Source organism: Streptomyces sp. NBC_01439 (genome assembly GCF_036227605.1).
Taxonomy (GTDB): Bacteria; Actinomycetota; Actinomycetes; order Streptomycetales; family Streptomycetaceae; genus Streptomyces.
The window spans coordinates 4,506,595-4,530,497 of sequence record NZ_CP109487.1 but is presented as its reverse complement, the minus strand read 5'-3'; the positions used below and the strand labels follow the sequence as shown (position 1 = coordinate 4,530,497).

At 72.2% G+C, this 23,903-nt stretch carries 14 protein-coding genes and 1 tRNA gene; 12 read left to right on the top strand and 3 right to left on the bottom strand.

Annotation, left to right across the window (positions count from 1 at the left end):
- Window positions 1-4: 4 nt before the first annotated feature.
- A complete protein-coding gene (locus OG207_RS20190; protein WP_329099876.1) occupies window positions 5-2,485 on the bottom strand; it encodes a DEAD/DEAH box helicase in 2,481 nt (826 codons plus the stop codon).
- Between the two features lie 70 nt (window positions 2,486-2,555).
- On the opposite strand from OG207_RS20190, the gene bldG reads away from it, so the two are divergent.
- The 10 genes from bldG to OG207_RS20140 all read left to right on the top strand — a co-directional run bounded on the left by bldG (window position 2,556) and on the right by OG207_RS20140 (window position 18,875).
- Window positions 2,556-2,897, top strand: coding sequence for an anti-sigma factor antagonist BldG (gene bldG / locus OG207_RS20185; protein WP_008743037.1), 342 nt, complete (start codon window positions 2,556-2,558; stop codon window positions 2,895-2,897).
- Between the two features lie 122 nt (window positions 2,898-3,019).
- On the top strand, window positions 3,020-3,460 hold the full coding sequence (locus OG207_RS20180) for an ATP-binding protein (protein ID WP_329099875.1): 441 nt from the start codon (window positions 3,020-3,022) through the stop codon (window positions 3,458-3,460).
- A 267-nt stretch (window positions 3,461-3,727) separates the two neighbouring features.
- On the top strand, window positions 3,728-6,130 hold the full coding sequence (locus OG207_RS20175; RefSeq protein WP_329099874.1) for a sodium-translocating pyrophosphatase: 2,403 nt from the start codon (window positions 3,728-3,730) through the stop codon (window positions 6,128-6,130).
- A 164-nt stretch (window positions 6,131-6,294) separates the two neighbouring features.
- Window positions 6,295-6,861: a small secreted protein gene (locus tag OG207_RS20170; protein WP_329099873.1), complete on the top strand. Its 567-nt coding sequence runs from the start codon at window positions 6,295-6,297 to the stop codon at window positions 6,859-6,861.
- 131 nt (window positions 6,862-6,992) lie between these two features.
- The gene (locus tag OG207_RS20165; RefSeq protein ID WP_329099872.1) at window positions 6,993-8,543 is read left to right on the top strand and encodes a DUF7059 domain-containing protein; all 1,551 of its coding nucleotides are present in this window, start codon (window positions 6,993-6,995) and stop codon (window positions 8,541-8,543) included.
- A gap of 611 nt (window positions 8,544-9,154) precedes the next feature.
- On the top strand, window positions 9,155-11,992 hold the full coding sequence (topA, locus tag OG207_RS20160) for a type I DNA topoisomerase (protein WP_329099871.1): 2,838 nt from the start codon (window positions 9,155-9,157) through the stop codon (window positions 11,990-11,992).
- Between the two features lie 306 nt (window positions 11,993-12,298).
- Entirely contained in the window at window positions 12,299-15,544 is a 3,246-nt protein-coding gene (gene tmk, locus OG207_RS20155) for a dTMP kinase (RefSeq protein ID WP_329099870.1), read from the top strand.
- Between the two features lie 72 nt (window positions 15,545-15,616).
- A complete protein-coding gene (locus OG207_RS20150) occupies window positions 15,617-16,828 on the top strand; it encodes a DNA polymerase III subunit delta' (RefSeq protein ID WP_329099869.1) in 1,212 nt (403 codons plus the stop codon).
- Window positions 16,829-17,012: 184 nt separating this feature from the next.
- Window positions 17,013-18,581 (top strand): alpha/beta hydrolase, encoded by a 1,569-nt coding sequence (locus OG207_RS20145; protein WP_329099868.1) that lies wholly within the window; start codon window positions 17,013-17,015, stop codon window positions 18,579-18,581.
- Between the two features lie 217 nt (window positions 18,582-18,798).
- Window positions 18,799-18,875 (top strand) — tRNA-Thr (locus OG207_RS20140).
- Between the two features lie 403 nt (window positions 18,876-19,278).
- Here OG207_RS20140 and OG207_RS20135 read toward each other — a convergent pair.
- Both OG207_RS20135 and OG207_RS20130 read right to left on the bottom strand, forming a co-directional pair.
- Entirely contained in the window at window positions 19,279-20,124 is an 846-nt protein-coding gene (locus tag OG207_RS20135; RefSeq protein WP_329099867.1) for a hypothetical protein, read from the bottom strand.
- Window positions 20,125-20,150: 26 nt separating this feature from the next.
- Window positions 20,151-21,734 (bottom strand): outer membrane protein assembly factor BamB family protein, encoded by a 1,584-nt coding sequence (locus OG207_RS20130; protein ID WP_329099866.1) that lies wholly within the window; start codon window positions 21,732-21,734, stop codon window positions 20,151-20,153.
- 143 nt (window positions 21,735-21,877) lie between these two features.
- Here OG207_RS20130 and OG207_RS20125 point away from each other — a divergent pair, with 143 nt between their 5' ends.
- Together OG207_RS20125 and OG207_RS20120 are read left to right on the top strand one after the other, a co-directional pair.
- Window positions 21,878-23,107, top strand: a complete 1,230-nt coding sequence (locus OG207_RS20125) for a serine hydrolase domain-containing protein (protein ID WP_329099865.1) — start codon at window positions 21,878-21,880, stop codon at window positions 23,105-23,107.
- Between the two features lie 200 nt (window positions 23,108-23,307).
- On the top strand, window positions 23,308-23,814 hold the full coding sequence (locus OG207_RS20120; protein ID WP_329099864.1) for a GNAT family N-acetyltransferase: 507 nt from the start codon (window positions 23,308-23,310) through the stop codon (window positions 23,812-23,814).
- The last annotated feature ends 89 nt before the right edge of the window (window positions 23,815-23,903 follow it).

Genomic DNA, 23,903 nt, shown 5'->3' with positions numbered 1-23,903 from the left:
CTGGTCAGGGCTCGGAGGGGGCGGCGGGTGGGGCGGCCGGTGATTCGGAGAGGAGGCGTGTCAGGAGGCGGATGGCGCCGCGCTTGTGCAGGGGTTCGTTGCCGTTGCCGCACTTGGGGGACTGGATGCAGGAAGGGCAGCCGGCTTCGCACTCGCAGGCCGCGATCGCGTCACGGGTCGCCGTCAGCCAGGCACGGGCGGTGCTGAAGGCGCGCTCCGCGAAGCCGGCGCCGCCGGGGTGACCGTCGTAGACGAAGACCGTGGGGAGGAGGGTGTCGGGATGCAGCGGTACGGAGACGCCGCCGATGTCCCAGCGGTCGCAGGTGGCGAACAGCGGGAGCATGCCGATGGAGGCGTGCTCGGCGGCGTGCAGGGCGCCGCCGAGGATCTCCGGGTTGATCCGGGCCTCGTCGAGTTGGTCCTCGGTCACCGTCCACCACACGGCCCGGGTGCGCAGGGTGCGGGGCGGCAGGTCGAGCTTGGCCTCGCCCAGCACCTCGCCGGTGATCAGCTTGCGGCGCAGATAGGAGACGACCTGGTTGGTGACCTCGACGGAGCCGAAGCAGAGCCGGGCCGAGCCCCACGGGATCTCGGTCTCGGTCTCCAAGACGGAGATGGAGGTGGTGTCACGGGCCGTGGTGGAGAAGGGCGGGTCCGCCTGTTCCACGAGGGCCGCCGCATCCTCCAGGTCCAGGTGCTTCACGAGATACGTGCGGCCCTGGTGGAGGTGGACGGCCCCCTCGTGGACGGCGGTGTGGGCCGCCGACTCGTCGACCGTACCCAGCAGCCGGCCGGTCGAGGCCTCGACGATCTGCACCGGGCGGCCGCCGCCACCCCGGATGTCCGTCAGGTCCGAGGCCCGTTCCCGGCGGGTCCAGTGCCAGGCGGTCGCCCGGCGGCGCAGCAGCTTCGCCGCTTCGAGCTGGGGGAGGAGGTCCACGGTCGCCGGGCCGAAGAGTTCCAGGTCCGCCTCGGTCAGCGGGAGCTCCGCCGCCGCCGCGCACAGGTGGGGGGCGAGGACGTACGGGTTGTCGGGGTCCAGGACGGTGGCCTCCACCGGTTGCCGGAACAGCGCCTCCGGATGGTGGACGAGGTAGGTGTCCAGCGGGTCGTCCCGGGCGATCAGCACGGCCAGGGCGCCCTGGCCCGAGCGCCCCGCGCGGCCCGCCTGCTGCCACAGGGAGGCCCTCGTACCCGGGTAGCCGGTGATCAGGACGGCGTCCAGGCCGGAGACGTCCACACCCAGCTCCAGGGCCGTCGTGGCGGCCAGTCCGAGCAGCTCGCCGGAGTGCAGGGCCCGCTCCAGGGCCCGGCGCTCCTCGGGGAGGTATCCGCCCCGGTAGGCGGCGACCCGGCGGGTCAGGGACCGGTCGACCGACGCGAGCCGTTCCTGGGTGATCACGGAGATCAGCTCGGCGCCGCGCCGGGAGCGGACGAAGGCGACCGTTCGGACCCCCTGGACGACCAGGTCGGTCAGCAGGTCGGCCGTCTCGGCGGTGGCCGTCCGGCGTACGGGCGCGCCCTTTTCGCCGCGCAGCTCGGTGAGCAGCGGCGGCTCCCAGAGGGCGAAGACCACCTCGCCCCGCGGTGAGGCGTCGTCGGTGATTTCGATCACCCGTACGCCGGTCAGCCGCGACGCGGCCGCCGCCGGGTCGCTCGCGGTGGCGGAGGCCAGCAGGAAGACGGGTTCCGCGCCGTAGCGGGCGCACAGCCGTCGCAGTCGGCGCAGCACCTGTGCCACGTGGGAGCCGAAGACCCCGCGGTAGGTGTGGCACTCGTCGATCACGACGTAGCGCAGGGCACGCAGGAAGGACGACCAGCGCGGGTGGGCCGGGAGGATCCCGCGGTGCAGCATGTCGGGGTTGGTCAGGACGTAGTTCGCGTACTGGCGCACCCACTCGCGTTCCTCGACGGGCGTGTCCCCGTCGTAGACCGCGGGGCGCACGGCGTTGCCCAGCGGGGCGGCCAGTTCCCGTACCGCGCGCCGCTGGTCGGCCGCCAGGGCCTTGGTGGGGGCCAGGTACAGGGCGGTCGCGCCCCGGCCGTTCGGGGCCCCGGCGCCGTCCGCGAGGGCCGAGAGCACGGGCGCCAGGTAGGCGAGGGACTTGCCAGAGGCGGTTCCGGTGGCCACGACCACGGACGTTCCGTCGAGGGCGAGCTCGGCCGCCGCGGCCTGGTGTTCCCACGGATGGTCGATTCCGGCCGATCCGATCGCGGCTACGACGTCTGTTCGGATGCGGTCCGGCCAGACTGCATGACGACCCGCCCGAGGGGGCAAGTGCTCCGTATGAGTGATGCGCGCAGCACGCGAAGGCCCCCGTGACAGGCGGTCCAGGACCGTGTCGGGAGCGGGTCGTGGGTCCGTGCGCGCCGTGGGCCGTCCGGGACCAGATGTGTTGGCCATTGGAACCGAGTGTGCCACCGGCGTGCGGGACAATGGTCCGAAGGCGTCGTGCGCGCCTGCCGGTAAGTGATTGAATGCCATCGCGGCAGCCAATCCCTCGCCTACCTTCGGGTGAGGGGGCGTCGCTCGATAGCAAGGTGCTGGAGGATCCGTGGACCTGTCCCTGTCGACTCGCACTGTCGGCGACCGTACGGTCGTGGAGGTCGGTGGCGAGATTGATGTGTATACCGCGCCCAAGCTGCGCGAGCAGTTGGTCGAGTTGGTGAACGACGGCAGCTACCACCTGGTTGTCGACATGGAGCGGGTGGACTTCCTCGACTCCACCGGCCTCGGTGTGCTGGTGGGAGGCCTCAAGCGCGTTCGTGCGCACGAGGGCTCGCTCCGTCTGGTGTGCAACCAGGAGCGCATCCTGAAGATCTTCCGCATCACCGGTCTGACCAAGGTGTTTCCGATCCACACCACGGTGGAAGACGCCGTCAACGCCACCGACTGACGGCTCCGCGCGGCCCCCTGTGGCCTTCGGGCGGCAGGGAGCCGACAAGGAGAGCGGGGGTACCGGGCCATGGTTGGCCCGGGCCCCTGTCAAGGCACGCCCGTAGTCCGAGGGGGATGCGCATGGCCACCGTTGAACTGCGCTTCAGCGCCCAGCCCGAACACGTCCGGACGGCCCGCCTGGTCGCAGCCGCCGTGGCGCGCCGGGTCGGCGTGGACGAAGCCGTCCTCGACGAGGTCCGCCTCGCCGTGGGCGAGGCCTGTTCGCGTGCCGTCGGACTCCATCGGAGCAACGGACTGACCGCGCCCGTCCGGGTGGTGCTGATCGAGGAGGACAAGACGTTCTCCATCGAGGTCGGCGACGAGGTCCCCGGGCCGTCCGGTAGCGCGGCCGACGCGGTGTCCGGCATCACCGCCGTCCTGGAGTCCGAGGGCGAGACCGAGGACGAGATGGGTCTCGCGGTGATCAGCGGGCTCGTCGACGACGTCGAGGTGAGCAGCGGGGAATCGGGCGGGACCATCCGGATGAGCTGGCCCGTCTCCGGAGTTTCCGAGCTTCCTTGAGATCCACTGTGATCTGCTTCGTGCGCAATCCTTCGTATCTTCGGATCTTTATCAAGGCCCTGCTGAGCAGGGCCTTTTTCATTTCCCTAGATCAATGATGGGGCGTCAATGCCTTTGTCCCATTACCCCTTTCGGGGGTAATGGAGTGACGCGATCTATTGCTGAGGAGCGAGAGCGCGCCAATTGCGTTTCCTGCGCACTGTTTTGATCGGGGCGCGCTCCCTACAATCCGTCCACATCTTGAGCTCATCACGTCAAGGAGGACGAATGACGGGGCTCTTCACCCCTATCGCGCCCGATCGCACCACAGATCTGGCAGCCGCAGTACTCACCGATGACAATCGGCTCATCGTGATCGTCATTGCGGCCGTGGCACTCGCCGCACTCGTCGTCGCGCAGATCCTGGTCCGCCAGGTCCTCGCCGCCGACGAGGGAACCGACAGCATGAAGAAGATCGCCGCAGCCGTCCAGGAAGGCGCCAACGCCTACCTCGGCCGCCAGTTGCGCACCCTCGGCATCTTCGCCGTCGTGGTCTTCTTCCTGCTCTTCCTGCTCCCCGCCGACGACTGGACGCAGCGGGGCGGGCGCTCCGCCTTCTTCCTCGTGGGCGCCATCTTCTCGGCCGCCACTGGGTACATCGGCATGCGTCTGGCGGTCCGCGCCAACGTCCGTGTCGCCGCTGCCGCACGCGAGGCCACCCCGGCCGAGGGGGAGCCCGCCAAGGACCTGACCGAGGTCTCCCACAAGGCGATGAAGATCGCCTTCCGGACGGGCGGCGTCGTCGGCATGTTCACCGTCGGCCTCGGCCTCCTCGGCGCCTCCTGCGTCGTCCTGGTCTACGCCGCCGACGCCCCCAAGGTCCTGGAGGGCTTCGGTCTCGGCGCCGCACTGATCGCGATGTTCATGCGCGTGGGCGGCGGAATCTTCACCAAGGCCGCCGACGTCGGCGCCGACCTGGTCGGCAAGGTCGAGCAGGGCATTCCGGAGGACGACCCGCGCAATGCCGCGACCATCGCCGACAACGTGGGCGACAACGTCGGAGACTGCGCCGGAATGGCGGCCGACCTCTTCGAGTCCTACGCCGTCACCCTGGTGGCCGCGCTCATCCTCGGCAAGGCCGCCTTCGGCGACCTGGGCCTCGCCTTCCCGCTGATCGTGCCCGCGATCGGCGTCATCACCGCGATGATCGGCATCTTCGCGGTCTCCCCGCGCCGCAGCGACCGCAGCGGCATGACCGCCATCAACCGCGGGTTCTTCATCTCCGCCGTGATCTCCCTGGCGCTGGTCGCGATCGCCGTCTACGCCTACCTGCCGGCCACCTACAAGGAGCTCGTCGGCGTCGAGAACCCGGCGATCACCAACCACGCCGGTGACCCGCGGATCCTGGCCGTCGTCGCCGTCGCCATCGGCATCGTGCTCGCGGCCCTGATCCAGCAGCTGACCGGCTACTTCACCGAGACCAACCGGCGCCCCGTCCGGGACATCGGCAAATCCTCGCTGACGGGAGCCGCCACCGTCGTCCTCGCCGGAATCTCGGTGGGCCTGGAGTCCGCCGTCTACACGGCCCTGCTCATCGGCCTCGGCGTCTACGGCGCGTTCCTGCTCGGCGGCACGTCGATCCTGCTCGCACTCTTCGCCGTGGCCCTGGCCGGCACCGGCCTGCTCACCACCGTCGGCGTCATCGTCGCCATGGACACCTTCGGGCCCGTCTCCGACAACGCCCAGGGCATCGCCGAGATGTCCGGCGACGTCGAGGGCGCCGGTGCGCAGGTCCTGACCGACCTGGACGCCGTGGGCAACACCACGAAGGCCATCACCAAGGGCATCGCCATCGCCACGGCGGTGCTCGCCGCGGCGGCGCTGTTCGGTTCGTACAACGACGCGATCGCCGCAGCGGTCAAGGAAGTCGGCGCCAAGGCCGGGGAGCTGAACCTCAGCCTGGACATCGCACAGCCCAACAACCTCGTCGGGCTGATCCTGGGCGCGGCCGTCGTGTTCCTGTTCTCCGGGCTCGCCATCAACGCCGTCTCCCGCTCCGCGGGCGCCGTCGTCTACGAGGTGCGCCGGCAGTTCCGCGAGCACCCCGGGATCATGGACTACACCGAGAAGCCCGAGTACGGGCGCGTCGTGGACATCTGCACCAAGGACGCGCTGCGCGAGCTCGCCACGCCCGGCCTGCTCGCCGTGCTCACCCCCATCGCCGTGGGCTTCTCCCTCGGCGTGGGCGCGCTCGGCGCCTTCCTCGCCGGTGCCATCGGCACCGGCACCCTGATGGCGGTCTTCCTCGCCAACTCCGGTGGCGCGTGGGACAACGCGAAGAAGCTCGTCGAGGACGGCCACCACGGCGGCAAGGGCAGCGAGGCCCACGCCGCCGTCGTCATCGGCGACACGGTCGGCGACCCGTTCAAGGACACCGCGGGTCCCGCGATCAACCCGCTGCTCAAGGTCATGAACCTGGTGGCGCTGCTGATCGCCCCCGCGGTCGTGCAGTTCAGCTACGGCGGGGACAGCAGCCCGGTCGTGCGGGCGGTCGTCGCGGTCCTCGCGATCGGGGTCATCATCGCCGCGGTGTACATCTCCAAGCGCCGCGGCATCGCCGTCGGCGACGAGACCGAGGGCGGAGCCGCCGAGCGGGTGGCCCAGCAGGCCGACCCCGCGACGGTCTCCTGACCCGAGGTTCGGGCAGCGGTACGGGCAGGGCCGGGCAGGGCCGGCCGGTACGCCCGAAAGGCGGATGGGCGGCGCGGACTCACGCGCCGTCTGTCCGCCTTTGTGCGTCTCCGTAGGCCGGGCGTGTATCTTCCGGGCCGAGAGCCTTCGAAGGGACCAATCCGGTGAACAAGAAGATTGCGGCCGCGTTGTCGGGCGGTGCGGCGCTGATGCTCGTCCTGTCCGGATGCGGCGGGGACGAGACCGACCAGAAGGCCGGCTCCTGGGCCAAGAAGGTCTGTGACCAGTGGCAGCCTCAGATCGAGAAGATCGAAGCCGCCAACGTCGAGATCAAGCGGGTGGCCTCGGAGAGCAGCAAGCCCGAAGAGGTCCAGAAGACCGACTCGGCGGCGTTCGCGACCATGACCGAGTCGTACAAGGCGATGGCGGACGCCCTGCGGTCGGCGGGCGTCCCGCCGGTCAAGAACGGCGCCGCGACCCAGGACGCGGCCGCCAAGGGCTTCGAGACGACCTCCACGGGCTACGCCGACCTGAAGGCGAAGACCGACGCCCTCGACCCACAGGACAAGACGAAGTTCGCCGACGGCCTCAAGGAGGTCGCGGGCGGGCTCAAGGACGTGACGAAGGGCGGCCAGGACGCCCTTGCCCAGCTCAAGGCCGGCGGCCTCGGCCCGGCGATCAACAGCCAGAAGGGCTGTCAGGTCGCGACGGCGCCGGCGTCCGGCCAGTAGCACGGCCGGCCCGCGCGGGCGGTGCTGCGCGCGGTACGTCGCTCAGGGCGGCCGGGGTCCCGGAAGGGCCGCGGCCGCCCTCGTGCGTCCGCGGCCCGGTGTGATCGGCAGGACGGGTCCCAGCGGACACAATGGGACGCGTGAGTACCACCAGTCTCCCCAAGCCCGACCGTGCCCCCGAGCTCCGCGCCGCCCTGCTCGCCGCCGGTTTCACCGCCGACGGGCTGCTCGACCTGCTCGGCGCCCCCGCCTACGCCGCGCTGGCCCGCAGCGAGACCGTTCCCGCCCTGCGCGCCACGCGCGGCCCGGGCGACGGAGCGCTCGCGAGCCTGGTCCGGCTGTTTCTGCTCCAGCAGCCGGAGCCGTACGTGCACGCCGCGGAGGCGATGCCGGTCGAGGCCGCCCTGACCGACGGTTGGCTGCGGCGCGAGGAGGTCGCCGACGGCGAGGACACGGTGCACGCCACCGTCGACGTGCGCCCGTACGGCGGCCCGGACGGCGAGGACTGGTTCATCGTCTCCGACCTCGGCTGCTCCGTCGGAGGGGCCGGCGGGATCGGCAGCCGGGGGCGTCAGCCGGGCACAGCCGTGGTCCTCGGCGTCGGCGGCGCCTCCACCACCCTGGCCGGGATCACCGTCCGCACCCCGGTCGGCTCCGCCCTCGACGTCGGCACCGGATCCGGAATCCAGGCGCTGCACGCGTCCCGGCACGCCACCCGGGTCACCGCCACCGACGTCAACCCCAGGGCCCTGGAATTCACCCGTTTGACGCTGGCCCTGTCCGGGGCCCCGGAGGCCGAGCTGCTCGCCGGGTCGCTGTTCGAGCCGGTCGGCGAGGCCACGTACGACCTCATCGTGTCGAACCCGCCGTTCGTGATCTCCCCGGGCGCCCGGCTGACCTACCGGGACGGCGGTATGGGCGGCGACGACCTGTGCCGGACCCTGGTCCAGGAGGCCGGCGCGCGGCTGAACCCGGGCGGGTACGCGCAGTTCCTCGGCAACTGGCAGCACGTGGAGGGCGAGGACTGGCACGATCGGCTGCGTTCCTGGGTGCCGCGCGGCTGCGACGCCTGGATCGTGCAGCGCGACGTGCAGGACGTGACGCAGTACGCAGAACTGTGGCTGCGCGATGCGGGCGACCACCGGACCGACCCCGCCGAGTACACCCGGCGGTACGAGGACTGGCTGGACGAGTTCGAGGCCCGCGGGACCAAGTCCGTCGGCTTCGGATGGATCACCTTGCGCCGGACGGACGCGGCCGACCCCTCGATCGTGATCGAGGAGTGGCCCCACACGGTGGAGCAGCCGCTCGGCGAGGCCGTCCTGGCCCACTTCGCGCGCCAGGACTACCTGCGGCAGCACGACGACGCAGCCCTGTTGGAGGCCCATTTCGCGCTCGCAGAGGAAGTGGTCCAGGAGCAGGTCGGCGCGCCCGGCGCGGAGGATCCGGAACACGTCGTGCTCCGGCAGAACCGCGGAATGCGGCGCGCCACCAAGGTCGACACGGTCGGCGCCGGCTTCGCCGGAGTGTGTGACGGCTCACTGAGCGCGGGCCGGATCCTGGACGCGATCGCGCAGCTGGTCCAGGAGGACCCGATCGTGCTGCGGGACCGCACTCCGGAGGCCATCCGGCTGCTGGTTGAGCAGGGCTTCCTGGACCCCGTGGCGGGCCCCGCGCAGTAGTCGACCCCGGGATGTAACCCGGGGTTCGCCCGATGTATCCACAGGGCTGCCAGTCTCCTGGGCAGGGGGATCCGGGGGGATCCCGAGAGCGGCCCGGGGGCAAGGGGAATCGGCGCGGAACACGGTCCGGCGATCTTCGCGGCGGCCGCGTTCCCGCTGTTCGGGGCCGCTCAGCAGGCCTGGCGGGGGCGCGTGCTCTTCCACCGTGCGCTGGTGGCGGAGGGCACGCGCCCCGTCTCGGCCGAAGCACCGACGGGGCTCGTCCGCAGGGTGGCGAAGGCCCCGGGACCGGGGCGCCCCGCGCAGTTCCGGCGCCGAGATCGAAGGACCCGTCCGGACCGGAACGCGGCCGGGGATCCGGTCCGGAAAGCCGAGGTCGCAGCAGGCCCGGGACCTGGCGCGAAGGCGCGGCCAGACGGCCCCCCGGCCACCCTGCCCGGTGATCGGGAACGCCCCGGCGCGGCATCCGGGCGGCAGAAACGGCACTTGTCGGGTTACCGTTCGAGTGGCCGTTGCGGGCTTCTGCCGTTTGACACGGGGGCGGGTTGTACCGTCACACTCCGCAGCGTCGCCGTACTGCGACCGAGTGCCGACCGGAGAGAAGAGCCAAGTTGTCCCCGACTAGCGAGACCGCAAAGGGCGGCCGCCGACTCGTCATCGTCGAGTCCCCAGCCAAGGCGAAGACGATCAAGGGCTACCTCGGCCCCGGATACGTCGTCGAGGCGAGCGTCGGGCACATCCGCGACCTCCCGAACGGCGCGGCCGAGGTTCCCGACAAGTACACCGGTGAGGTCCGCCGCCTCGGTGTGGACGTCGAGCACGACTTCCAGCCGATCTACGTCGTCAACGCGGACAAGAAGGCCCAGGTCAGGAAGCTCAAGGAGCTGCTGGCCGAGTCCGACGAACTCTTCCTCGCCACCGATGAGGACCGCGAGGGCGAAGCCATCGCGTGGCACCTGCAGGAAGTCCTCAAGCCCAAGGTTCCCGTCCACCGGATGGTCTTCCACGAGATCACCAAGGACGCGATCCGCGACGCCGTCGCCAACCCGCGCGAGCTGAACCAGCGCATGGTCGACGCCCAGGAGACCCGCCGCATCCTCGACCGCCTCTATGGCTACGAGGTCTCGCCGGTCCTGTGGAAGAAGGTCATGCCGCGGCTGTCGGCCGGGCGCGTCCAGTCGGTGGCCACCCGCCTCGTCGTCGAGCGGGAGCGCGAGCGCATCGCCTTCCGCTCCGCCGAGTACTGGGACCTGACCGGCACCTTCTCCACCGGCCGCGCCGGTGACGCCTCCGACCCGTCGAACCTGGTCGCCCGCCTGAACACGGTGGACGGCAAGCGCGTCGCGCAGGGCCGTGACTTCGGCCCGAACGGGCAGCTCAAGAGCGAGGTCCTGCACCTCGACGAGGCGAACGCGCGGGCCCTGGCCGCCGCGCTGGCGGACACCTCGTTCGCGGTCCGGTCGGTCGAGTCCAAGCCGTACCGCCGCTCCCCGTACGCCCCGTTCCGCACGACGACGCTCCAGCAGGAGGCCTCGCGCAAGCTGGGCTTCGGTGCGAAGGCGACGATGCAGGTGGCGCAGAAGCTGTACGAGAACGGCTTCATCACCTACATGCGTACCGACTCCACCACGCTGTCCGACACCGCGGTGTCGGCGGCCCGGGCGCAGGTCACCCAGCTGTACGGGGCCGACTACCTGCCGGAGAAGCCGCGCGTCTACGCCGGCAAGGTCAAGAACGCGCAGGAGGCGCACGAGGCGATCCGTCCTTCGGGTGATCGTTTCCGCACCCCGGCCGAGACGGGTCTGACCGGCGACCAGTTCCGCCTGTACGAGCTGATCTGGAAGCGGACCGTCGCCTCCCAGATGAAGGACGCGGTCGGCAACAGCGTCACCGTGAAGATCGGCGGCCGCGCCTCGGACGGACGCGACGCCGAGTTCAGCGCCTCCGGCAAGACGATCACCTTCCACGGCTTCATGAAGGCGTACGTCGAGGGCGCGGACGACCCGAACGCCGAGCTCGACGACCGCGAGCGTCGTCTGCCGCAGGTCGCGGAGGGCGACGCGCTGGCCGCCGAGGAGATCACGGCGGACGGCCACTCGACCAAGCCGCCGGCCCGCTACACCGAGGCCTCGCTGGTCAAGGAGCTCGAAGAGCGCGAGATCGGCCGCCCGTCGACGTACGCGTCGATCATCGGCACGATCCTCGACCGCGGGTACGTCTTCAAGAAGGGCACGGCGCTCGTGCCGTCCTTCCTGTCGTTCGCCGTGGTGAACCTGCTGGAGAAGCACTTCGGGCGGCTCGTCGACTACGACTTCACCGCGAAGATGGAGGACGACCTCGACCGCATCGCGCGGGGCGAGGCCCAGTCCGTGCCGTGGCTGAAGCGGTTCTACTTCGGCTCGGAGGACGCCACCGAGGTCGTGCCGGCCGACGGGGACCACCTCGGCGGTCTGAAGGAGCTGGTCACGGACCTCGGCGCGATCGACGCCCGGGAGATCTCCTCCTTCCCGGTCGGCGAGGGCGTCGTGCTGCGCGTCGGCCGCTACGGGCCGTACGTGGAGCGCGGCGAGAAGGACGCGGAGGGCCACCAGCGCGCCGATGTCCCGGACGACATGGCTCCGGACGAGCTGACGGTCGAGTACGCGGAGGAGCTGTTCGCCAAGCCGAGCGGCGAGTTCCAGCTCGGCAAGGACCCGGTCAGCGGGAACGAGATCGTCGCCAAGGACGGTCGCTACGGGCCGTACGTGACGGAGATCCTCCCCGAGGGCACGCCCAAGACCGGCAAGAACGCGGTCAAGGCGCGCACCGCCTCGCTCTTCAAGACGATGAGCCTGGACACGGTCACGCTCGACGACGCCCTGAAGCTGATGTCGCTGCCGCGCGTGGTCGGCGCCGACGCGGAGGGCGTGGAGATCACGGCCCAGAACGGTCGCTACGGCCCGTACCTGAAGAAGGGCACGGACTCGCGGTCGCTGGAGACCGAGGACCAGCTCTTCTCGATCACGCTGGACGAGGCCCTCGCGATCTACGCGCAGCCCAAGCAGCGCGGCCGGGCCGCGGCCAAGCCGCCGCTGAAGGAGCTGGGCACCGACCCGGTCAGCGAGAAGCCGGTCGTGGTCAAGGACGGCCGCTTCGGCCCGTACGTGACGGACGGCGAGACGAACGCGACGCTGCGGCGGGACGACGACGTCGAGACGATCACGCCGGAGCGGGGCTACGAGCTGCTCGCGGAGAAGCGGGCGAAGGGCCCGGCCAAGAAGGTCGCGAAGAAGGCCCCCGCCAAGAAGGCCCCGGCGAAGAAGGCCCCGGCCAAGAAGGCGACGGCGACGAAGGCCGCCGCTGCGAAGAAGACGACGGCGGCCAAGAAGACCACCACGGCCGCGAAGAAGACCACGGTCAAGAAGGCGACGGCGAAGAAGACGGCCGCCGCCCCGGCCGCGGACGAGTAGTCGCTCCGAGAGCCCCGTGCCCGGCACGGGGCTCTCGTGCGTCCGGCCCCGGGCAGTCCGGCCCCGCCCGGGTCGCCCTCGGCCCCGCCGGCGTTCGAGGCACGGGGGCCGCGGTCCCCCGCAACGCCCCCCGCAAAGCCCCTCGCAACGCCCCTCGAAACGCCCCTCGAAACGCCGCCGCACTCGGAGCCGGGTGCCCCCGTCTCCCGGGGCCGGTGCACCGACCCGGAAAGGTGGGTGCGGGGTCACATCGGACCTCGTCCACAGGCTTCCGCACCCGCATACTGCAGCGGATAGGCTGGGCGGATGACGCGAGCCGAGCAGCCGGCGGTCGTGACCGCCCCGGCGAACCCCACCTACGACGAAGCCCTAGCCGCGGATTCCCGCGAGCGTGCGGTGCGCGCACTGCTGCGCACTCCCAGGCTGCGCCGACTGTGGAGCGCCCAGTTGGTGAGCGGCATCGGCGATGCCCTGGCCCTACTGGTGCTGGTGCTGCTGGCCTACCAGGCAGCGGCCTCGGAAGGGGGCTTCGGCGGCGGGTACCGCGGCCAGGCCCTCGCCGTCGCCGCCGTCTTCGGGGTCCGGATCCTCGCCACCCTGTTCTTCGGCGCGGTCCTCCTCGGCCCGCTGGCCGGGCTGCTGGGTGCCGGCGGCAAGCTGGACCGCCGCTGGACCATGATCGGGGCGGACGGGGTCCGTCTCGGACTCTTCGTCGTCGCCCCGCTGTGGCTCGACTGGATCCCGGCCCACGCGCTGATCGCGCTGCTGGCCACCGTCTTCGTCTCCGGCGCCGCCGAGCGGCTGTGGACCCTGGCCAAGGAGAGCGCGGCGCCCGCCCTGCTGCCCGCGCCGCCGCCGGAGGGGGCGACCGTACGGCCGCTCCCGGACCACCTGGACGCGCTGCGCCGGCTGACCCTGCGCACGTCCTTCGCGGCGCTCCCGATCGCCGCGGCGGCGCTGCTCGCCGCGACCCTCGTCGGCAAGGCGCTCGGCCTCGGCATCGACTGGTTCGCCGCCAACCAGGCCGCCCTCGGCTCGTACGTGGCCTCCGGCCTCTTCGCCGCCTCGGTCTCCCTGCTGCTGCCGCTGGTGCTGCCCGGTGGGGCGACCCCGCGTCCGCGTTCGCCGCTGGAGGGCTTGCGCACCCCCAAGTCGGGCGACCGCCCCGACAAGGGCCGTACGGGTGCCGTCCCGCTCCTCGTCCTGAGCTGCGCCGCGGTCGCCGGAGCGGTGTCCTGCGCCGCAGCCGTGTCCGTACTGCACGCCTTCGACCTGGGCGGCGGCCCGGCCGCCTTCGCGCTGTTCGTCCTCGCGCTGGTCGGCGGCACCGCCGCGGGCATCCGCGCCACCCAGGCCGGCAAGGTGCTGCCCGCCCTGTCCCGCCGCCGACTGCTGGCCCTCGCCATAGCGGTCACCGGGCTCGCGCTGCTGCTGACCGGGCTCGTCCCGGACACCGCGACCGTGCTGTTCCTCTCGCTGCTCGCCGGCACCGCCGCGGGCGTCGCGGCCAACACCGGCCACACCCTGCTGGACCAGGAGACCGAGGAGTTCCGGCGGGCCCGGATCACCGAACACCTCCAGGCGGTCGTACGGGTGGCCGTGGCGCTCGGCGCCGTCGCCGCGCCCGCCCTGGCCGCGGCCATCGGCCCGCACCGGCTGACCGGCGCCGAGGTCGTCTTCGCACACGGCGGCGCCGCCTTCACCCTGATGCTGGTCGGCGCCCTGTTGCTGCCCGTCGCCGTGGTGGTGCTCACCAAGGCCGACGACCGCCGGGGCGTGCCCCTGCGGCGGGACCTGCGCGAGGCGCTGCGCGGCGGGGAGCCCGTACAGGCGGCGTCGGCCGCCGGGTTCTTCATCGCTCTGGAGGGCGGCGACGGAGCCGGCAAGTCCACCCAGGTCCAGGCGCTGGCCGACTGGATCAGGGGCAAGGGCCACGAGGTCGTGGTGACCCGGGAGCCCGGGGCGACCCCCGTCGGCAAGCGGCTCCGCTCGATCCTGCTCGACATCTCCTCGGCCGGCCTGTCGAACCGCGCCGAGGCACTGCTGTACGCCGCAGACCGGGCGGAGCACGTGGACACGGTGGTGCGTCCGGCCCTGGAGCGCGGCGCGGTGGTCATCTCGGACCGCTACATCGACTCCTCGGTGGCCTACCAGGGCGCCGGCCGTGACCTCTCCCCGACGGAGATCGCCAGGATTTCGCGCTGGGCCACCGACGGACTCGTTCCGAACCTGACCGTGCTGCTCGACGTATCGCCGGAGGCGGCGCGCGAGCGGTTCACGGAGGCACCGGACCGGCTGGAGTCGGAGCCGGCGGAGTTCCACGAGCGGGTGCGGTCCGGGTTCCTGACCCTTGCCGCGGCCGACCCCGGCCGCTATCTCGTGGTCGACGCGGGCCAGGATCCGGGGTCGGTGACCACCGTCGTACGGCACCGCCTGGACCGGATGCTTCCGCTCTCGGAGGCGGAGGTGGCCGCCCAGGCGGAGGCCCGGCGCCTCGCCGAGGAGGAGGCCCGGCGCAAGGCCGAGGAAGAGGCCGCCCGCAAGGCGGAGGAAGCGCGGCTGCGGGCCGAGGAGGAGGCCCGGCTGGCCCGCGAGGCCGAAGAAGCGCGGATCAAGGCCGAGGCGGAGGCCGCCCGCAGGGCGGAGGAAGCGCGGCTGCGGGCCGAGGAGGAGGCCCGGGCCCGGGCCGAGGCCGAGCGGCTGCGCCTGGAGGCCGAGGAGAAGGCGCGCGCGGCGGAGGCCGAGCGGCTGCGCCGGCAGGCCGAGGAGGAGGCCCGGCTGCGGGCCGAGGCCGAGGAACGGCGGCTGGAGAAGCAGCGGCGGGCCGAGGAGGCCCTGCTGAAGGCCGAGGAGGCGCGCCGGCTGGTGGCGGCCGAGGCGGCGGCGAAGGCGGCAGCTGCCGCGGCCGTGGCGGCCGCGGAGGCTGCTGCGGTCGCCCCGGTGGCTCCTGCGCCGGCTGCTCCCGCCCCTGCTCCCGCTCCCGCTCCTGTGCCTGCACCTGGGCCGAAGGTCGCCATGACCAAGAAGCCGGAGCCGGAGGCGGAGCCCCACCCGGGCGACGCGGTGACGGTGGAGACCCCGATCGTCCCGACGGCTCCGGTGGTCCCGGAGACCAAGCCGGTCAAGCGGGTCGTCCAGCCGGACGACGTCACCCAGACCGTCCCGGTGCCGAAGATCGACCCGGCCTCCATCGCGGAGACGGCGGTGCTGCCGCCCGTGCCTCCGGCCGCCCCGCAGGCGCCGCAGTCCCCTCAGGACAGCGGGACCGGGCGCGCCCGGTCCGCCACGCGGCCGACGGCCCAGCGCCCCGAGGAGAACCCGGCCGACCGGGTGCCGTCGGGCATCTTCCGGGACTCCGGCAACGACCGGACGCGGGAGCTTCCCGTCCTCGACGGCGAGGGCCGGCCGCGCCGGCCGCGCCCGGACTGGGCCGAGGAGACCCCCCTGGACGACCTGCCGACGCTGGCGGACGAGCTGCTGGGCCGCCACCGGGACGACGAGGACGGCGACGAGGGCGACCGGGGCGAACAGGGGCCGCGCCGCCGCCGCTGACCTCGGCGGGGACGGGATTGTCAGTGCCGCCCGCCACAATGGGTGCACGGAGAGTGAAAGGTGGTGGGCGGGATGCCCGTATGGGACGACCTGGTGGGACAGGAGCGGGTCCAGGCGCAGCTGGCCGCCGCCGCCCGCGACGCCGATGCCCTGGTCACGGCCATTACGGCCGGGACCGAGCCGCCCGCGGCGTCCAAGATGACCCACGCCTGGCTGTTCACCGGTCCGCCCGGATCCGGGCGGACCACGGCCGCCCGGGCCTTCGCCGCTGCCCTGCAGTGCACCAGCCCCGACCGTGCCCTCGGCGGTGAGCCCGGCTGCGGGTTCTGCGACGGCTGCCACACCACGATGGTCGGCACGCACGCGGACGTCTCGACCGTCGTCGCGGTCGGCAGTCAGATCCTCGTCGACGACATGCGGGACACCGTCCGCAAGTCCTACACGTCCCCCGCCACCGGTCGCTGGCAGGTCATCCTGGTCGAGGACGCCGAGCGGCTGAACGAGAAGTCCGCCAACGCGGTCCTCAAGGCCGTGGAGGAGCCCGCGCCCCGCACGGTCTGGCTGCTGTGCTCGCCCTCCGTGGAGGACGTGCTGCCGACCATCCGCTCCCGCTGCCGCCACCTCAACCTCAGCACCCCCTCGGTCGCGGCCGTCGCCGACATGCTGGTGCGGCGTGACGGCATCGAGCCGACGACCGCCCTGGCGGCCGCCCGGGTCACCCAGGGGCACGTCGACCGCGCCCGTCGGCTGGCCACCGACGAGGTGGCCCGGGAGCGCAGGGCGACGGTCCTGAAGCTCCCGCTCCGGGTGGACGACGTCGGGGCCTGCCTCAAAGCCGCCCAGGAGCTGGTGGACGCCGCCGCCGAGGACGCCAAGCAGGTTGCGGAGGAGGTCGACGCCAAGGAGACCGAGGAGCTGAGGACCGCGCTCGGAGCCTCGGCGGGCGCCGGTAGCCGGATGCCGCGCGGCACGGCGGGCGTGATGAAGGAGCTGGAGGAGCGGCAGAAGCGCCGTCGCACCCGCACCCAGCGCGACACCCTCGAACTGGCGCTGACCGACCTCACCAGCTTCTACCGGGACGTCCTGGCCCTGCAGCTCGGTTCGTCCGTGGCTATCGCGAACGAGGAGATACGGCCCGACCTGGACCGGATCGCCCGTGCCTCGGGCCCCGAGCGGACCCTGCGCCGGATCGAGGCGATCATTGCCTGCCGGGACTCCCTCGACCGCAACGTCGCCCCGCTCCTCGCGGTCGAGGCGATGACGATGGCCCTGCGCGCGGGCTGACCGCGTCCGGGCGGCAGGGCGGTGGTCCACATCCGGTTGACCGGCTCACCCGTACGGGCGAACCGGTCGTCAGGGCCGGGTAGCAGCCGGTCCGTGCCGGGGCAGGTAGGGGCCACGGAAGGCGTGCGGCCGTCTGGTCCCGGAGCGCCTGCTCACGTCCTCCGTTAAGACGTACGCTCCGGGGATGGACACCAGTCGCCTGCTGCGTACCACCGGAACCGTGATCGCAGCTGCCGGGCTGCTGCTCTCCGGGTGCACCTCGGGCGGGCTGGGGGAGCCCGGGGCCGCCGCGTTCTCCCCATCGGGGTCCGGCACGGCAGCGGCGCAGCCGTCCCCCGACGCGGCCGCGTTGCGCCCGTACTACAACCAGAAGCTGACCTGGCGCGACTGTGGTGTCCCCGGATTCCAGTGCTCCACCATGAAGGCCCCCCTGGACTACGCGAACCCCGGCTCCGGCCAGGACGTCGACATCGCGGTGTCGCGCCGAACGGCCACCGGTCCCGGCAAGCGGCTCGGCTCGCTCGTGGTCAACCCGGGCGGCCCGGGCGGCTCCGGCATCGGCTACCTCCAGGCGTACGCGGGCATCGGCTATCCCGCGGCCGTCCGGGCCCGGTACGACATGGTGTCCTTCGACCCGCGCGGGGTGGAACGCAGCAGCCCCGTCGAGTGCCTGAGCGGCCCGGCCATGGACAAGTACACCCAGGTGGACCAGACGCCGGACGACCCGGCCGAGCGGGCCGAGCTGGTGAAGGCCTTCAAGGAGTTCGCAGCCGCCTGCCAGACGAAATCCGGGCGGGTCCTGCCGCACGTCTCCACCGTCGACGCCGCCCGGGACATGGACCTGCTGCGCGCGCTGCTCGGGGACAAGAAGCTCAACTACGTCGGCGCCTCGTACGGCACCTTCCTGGGCGCCACGTACGCGGACCTCTTCCCGGACCGGGTCGGCCGGCTGGTCCTGGACGGGGCGATGGACCCCACCCGGCCCGCGCTCGAATTGAACCGGGACCAGACGGAGGGCTTCAACACCGCCTTCACCGCCTTCGCCAAGGACTGCGCGAAGCAGCCCGACTGCCCGCTCGGCAAGGGCGACCCGAACGCGGTGGAGGCGCGCCTGAAGGAGTTCTTCCGCAAGGTCGACGCCCAGCCCGTGGCGAGCGGCGACCCGGACCGCCCGTTGGGTGAGGCCCTGGCCACGACAGGGGTGATCGCGGCGCTGTACGACGAGAGCGCCTGGCCGCAGCTGCGCGAGGCGCTCAGCTCGGCGATGAACGGCGACGGATCGGGCTTGCTGAGCCTGGCCGACACCTATTACGAGCGCGAGGCGGACGGCAAGTACGCCAACCTGATGTTCGCGAACGCCGCCGTCAACTGCCTCGACCAGCCCCCCGCCTTCAGCGGCCCCGAGGCCGTCGACACCGCCCTGCCGTCCTTCGAGAAGGCCTCCCCGGTCTTCGGCACGGGCCTGGCCTGGGCCGCGCTGAACTGCACGTACTGGCCCGTGAAGGCCACCGGCAAGGCGAGGGAGCTGACCGCGAAGGGCGCCGCGCCGATCGTGGTGGTGGGCACGACCCGCGACCCGGCGACCCCGTACAAGTGGGCCAAGGCATTGGCCGGCCAACTCGAATCGGGCCAGCTCCTCACCTACGACGGCGACGGCCACACGGCGTACGGGCGCGGCAGCGCCTGCATCGACACCGCGATCAACCGCTACCTCCTGGAGGGCAAGGCCCCGCAGGACGGCAAGAAGTGCTGAGACCGCCGCCCCGGTGCACGGCTTGCTCCCGGCGCACCTGCGGGACCCCCGTCCGGCTTGGTAGCGAAAGGTGTCGGCTATGAGGCGATCACCCTGATATGTGACCTGCGTCGCGCCGCGGCGAAACCTGGTTCGGGGCACCCGTCCAGAGCCTGTAGACTTGGCGCCGCTGCTGATGAGCGCCCCTCTTCGAGGGAACACTTGTCTGATCAGCGGTGCCGCCTTAGCTCAGTTGGCCAGAGCAACGCACTCGTAATGCGTAGGTCTCGGGTTCGAATCCCGAAGGCGGCTCCAGCGAAGCCCCGGGAATCACTCGCCGTGACCCGGGGCTTTTGCTATTCACCGGATCTTGCGCCGCCGCCGTGCACGGGCTGCCCGGGTGCTCTCGCTTTCGGTCCTGGTCTCAGACGCCGGATCTGGGCCAGGTGCGGACACCTCGCCCATCCGGCGCATCGCCTCGCGCGAGGGATCCGATCGCTGAGGATCGTGCCGGCCGTGTGACGGCTCCCGTCGTCACGCTGCCCGCTCGGGGCCGCACGGGCTACTGGATCCCTGAACACAGCTGGCAGAAGCACGAACAGTTCGTACACACCCATGTTCACGGCGGGCCACGGGACGGGCCGCGGCTCGCCGAACAGCTGCCGGTAGCGGTACGAGGCGCGGCCACGCGGACCGGTGGGCGGACGGCCGCGGGCGATCACGGCCCGGGGCCGGGGTCCTTGGGGTCGCCCGCCAGCCGGACCGTGCTCAGGATGCGCATGATCAGGGCGTCGTCGACGGCGCCCGGGACGCCCGTGCGGCCGTAGAAGTCCCAGGAGACGAGGTCGCCCCGGGAGTTCTTGAAGCCGAAGACGACCGCCTGGCCGTCGCCCGCGCAGCGGTTGGGCCGCGGGGCGCCCGAGGAACGGGCCTTGACGTAACTCCCCTTCACCCCCGACTTCGTGGTGTACGCCACCGGCGCGTCCGCCTTGACCACGCTCTTGTCCGGCTGGGTGTAGGCGGCGTAGACCCAGGTGGGCGCCTCCTTCACGGCGGTGTCGGTGGGGTCCTTGGCGCCACCGGCGCCCTTGGTGCCCACGTTGGCGAGCCGGACGTCCGTGACCTGGCCGTCGCCGTCCGCGTCGATGCTGCACCACTGGGACTTGTAGAAGGCCGGGGCCGTGTGCCCGATGAGGACCTTCTCCGGGTCCTTGCTGTCCTCGTAGCCGCTGAAGACCTGGGGTTCGAGGACCTCCCACCCGGGCGGGACGTCGAACGCCGTGCCGTGGGTGGGGTTGATCACGGTCTTCCAGCCCGCGACGAGCGGCTTCGTCGGGTCCGCCGCCGACGCCGCCGCGGCCGCCCGGATGCGGTCCCGGTTCGTGCGGGCGCCGAGTGCGACACCGGTCGCGGCGGCGGCGACCGCCAGGGCGGTCACGGTGCAGATCCCGACGGCGAGCCGCCTCCTGCTGATCCGGCGCCCGCCGCCGGGCTGCTGCGACGGCCGCGGCGGCGGCGGGTACGGGCCGCCGGGGTGACTCGGCTGCTGGTACGGATTGTCCACGGTGTCCCTCCTGGTACCTGCCTGCCCTACGTGCCGAAGGACAGGATCGCGCGGCTCGCCTTGCGCGGCTCGGGGCTGTAGACCCGGCCGTTGAGCAGGAACAACCGTCCGCCCGCCCACGCGATGCGGACGCCGTGGGGGTAGAAGACGCCCTCGGCGCCGCGGGCCGCGGCCGGGCTCTGCAGGACCGATCGCACGGCTCCGTCGGCCGCGGCGAGGGAGACGACCGCCCCCGCTTCGCCGTTGCCGGGGGTGACGTACGTGAGGACCCGACCGTCCTCGACGGCCAGCGGCCACATGGTGCGCCCCTTGGGCTGCTCGGCGGTGCGCCACCGCTCCTTGCCGGTGTTCAGGTCGACGGCGACGACCTGGCCGGTGTCCTCGGTGTCGAGGGTGGCCCCGGGCTTGCCCGCGCCGATGTAGAGGGAGTCGGCGTCGGCCGTGGCGGCGTAGCACTCCTGGAAGCCGCTCGCGTTGCCGAACCCGTTGCACCGGCCGCTCACCCCGAAGGCGGGGGAGCCCTGTGAGCGGACCGCGCCGTCGCCGGCGAACGCCGTGAGGTTCCAGGTCTTCTTGTCCTTGTGGTGCGCGGCGATCACCAACGGGTCGATGGAGAGCACCCGGCCGACCGTCCAGTTCTGGGCGTACTTGTAGCCCCACCGCGCGACGCCGGTGGCCGGATCCAGCTCCTCGACCATCGCCTGTCCGCGCGCGACGGCGTCCTTGGGGTCGGGGCACTGGCGGATGGCGATGAGCCGCGAGCCCCCGGCGACGGCGGACGGATAGCAGCCGTTCGGGCTCGACGTACCGAAGAGCTTGTGGCCGTCGGTGACCGAGAAGCCGCTCATGACGGCCGCCCGGGCGACGACCACGGTGTCACCGCTGATCGCCAGCTCGAACTGCGTCGTGGTGTCGTGGGCGTTCTCCGGCGGCACCGGAACCTTCCACCCCGCCCGCCCCGTGGCGAGGTCGATCTGCTGGAGGTGGGTGCAGCGCGAGGTCTCCGACGCGCTTTCCTTCACCCCCACGACGAGCTTGCCGTTCGTGGACGGGGCCGGCGGGACCCCGCACAGCGGGGTCTGGATCGAGAGCTTCCATTTCTCCTGGCCGTCGGCCACCGCATAGCCGGTGAAACCGCTCGTCAGGGCGCCTACCACGGTGTCGCCCACCCGCCAGGGGCCGTACTGCGAGGTGCCCGCCCCGGCCACCTCGGCCTGGTTGTCGCGCAGCCAGACCCGGGCCTCGCCCGCCCGGATGCCGGCGTTGGGGTCGTAGGCGTCGGGTCCCCCACCGGGGCCCTTGCCGTCGCCGCGGTCGACCGGGGGCGAACCGGAGGGTCCGGCCGGGGGCTGCGCGGACTCGCCGCGGACCGTGAGGTGGTGGGCGCCGCCGCCGATGAGGAGCAGGGCGGCGAGCAGCGCCAGGGCGGTGCCGACGGCGGCCACGGGCCGGTCCGGCCGTCGCCGGCCGCCGGATCGCGGGGCGCCCGGTGCGAAGGGTGCCGGCGGTGCCGGCGGTGCGGGCGGTGCGAAGGGTGCGGGCGGCGGGCCGAAGCCGTCGGGTCGCTGCTCGTCGGGTTCCGGCCAGGGGCCGGAGGTACGACCGGTCATGGGGGGAAGTCTGACCGATCCGGAGATATTTCTAGAATAGATTTTTGGACGAATTCGTCGTTGCCAGCTCCGGTCGCCCGCCCGGGTGCACAGGTCTAGCGTGGAGAGATGGTTCCTTGGCTCGGCGGGTGAGGAGGCCGGACATGACGACGCGCTGGTGCAGTGCCGCCGTGGCAGTGGCGGCGTTCGGACTCGTGGTGGGGCCCGTGGGTACGGGGGCCGGCGCGGGCACGGTGTACGCGGGGGACGCGGCGCGCGTGCCCGCCGCGACGGTTCCGGCGCCGAGCCCGACACCCGCCTCGGACGGGTTCGCGCAGCTGACCCCCGCCGTCACCCGCCAGTTGGACGCCGCGATCAAGAAGGTTCTGGCGGAGGCGAAGATCCCGGGCGTGATCGTGGCCGTGTCGGCTCCGGGCAAGGGCGACTACGTACGGTCCTTCGGCATCGCCGACAAGGCCACGGGCGCGCCGATGACCCCGAACCTGAACATGCGGATCGGCAGCGTGACCAAGACCTTCACCGTGACCGCCCTGCTGGAGTTGGTGGACGAGGGGAAGGTCGGTCTGGACGACCCGATCGGCAAGTACGTCGACGGCGTCCCGAACGGCGACCGGATCACCCTGCGCGAGCTGGCCGGCATGCGGAGCGGTCTGTTCAACTACTCGGCGGACGAGGACTTCTTCAAGGCGCTGACCAGCGATCCCGACCGGCGCTTCACTCCGCAGGAACTGCTCGACTATTCCTTCAAGCACCCGGTGCTCTTCGAGCCGAACGCCAAGTTCTACTACTGCAACACCAACCTGATCCTGCTCGGCCTGGTGGTGGAGAAGGTCAGCGGCGTCCCCCTCGACCGGTTCATCGACCGGGAGGTCGTCGAGCCCGCCGGGCTGAAGCACACGGTGTTCCCCACGGGCCCGGAGTTCCCGAGTCCGCACGCCCACGGCTACACGAACCAGACGGCCTCCGGGAAGGTCGAGGACTCCACCGACTGGGACCCCTCCTGGGCCTGGGCGGCCGGCGCGATGATCTCCGACCTCCCCGACCTGCGCAGCTGGGCGAAGACCCTGGCGACCGGGACCCTGCTGACCCCGGCCACCCAGGCCCAGCGCCTCGACGTGGTCGACGCGCTCCCGGGTACGGGCTACGGCCTCGGCATCTTCAACGTCCAGGGCTGGATCGGGCACAACGGCTCACTGCCGGGCTACGGGTCGCTGGTCCTCTACCTACCGGAATCGAAGGCCACGCTGGTCGTGTTGCTCAACACGGACATCGGGTACCAGGGCCAGGAGCCCAGCACTCTGTTCGGCGAAGCGATCACCAAGATCGTGACCCCCGACCGGGTCTACACGCTCCCCGCCCAGCCGACGTCGTAGCGGTGACGGTCGACGGCCCTTGTGCACGGCCGGCCCCGGGACTCCGGTCCCGGGGCCGGCCGTCGCACGGGCGGCCCGTCCTTCGTCACGGCCGACTCCGGCCGTAGCGTAGGCAGTCGAGGGCGCCGGGGGTCCGGACGGCTCGGCCCCTCCACCCACCATGGTCCACGGCGCGCCAAACACCCCTGAGGGAGACGCACATGAACGGTCAGGCAGTACAGCGGGACGGCCGGTCTCCGGCGGAAGACTCCGCTCCCGCAGTCTCGGTCCGTGCGGCCGGCGAGGCGGACGTCGACGCCGCGGCCGTGCTGTTCCGCGGCTACCTCGACTTCTACGAGGTGGACGTCGAGGACCCGGACGCCCCGCGGGCCTTCCTGGCGGAGCGGATCGCCAAGGACGAATCGCTGGTGTTGCTCGCCGACGTCCCGGAGGTCGGAACGGTCGGCTTCGCGCAGGTCTACCGCGGGTTCTCGTCCCTCTCCCTGCGCACCGCCTGGGTTCTCAACGACCTCTACGTCGCTCCTGCCGGCCGCCGCACCGGAGCCGGCCGGGCGCTGCTGCGCGAGGTGCTGCGCCGGGCCCGCGAGGCCGGGGTGTCCGGCGTGCAGTTGGAGACCGCGTACGACAACACCGTCGCGCAGGGGCTGTACGAGGCGGAGGGCTTCGTCCGGGAGGAGTTCCACGTGTACTTCCACGAGCTGGGCTGACCGGCCCGCGGCAGGAGTACCGACGGGGACGGCGGCGGAAAGGGCGGCGGGGGATGAAACATTCTCCGCCGCCATCGCGTCACAGGAGT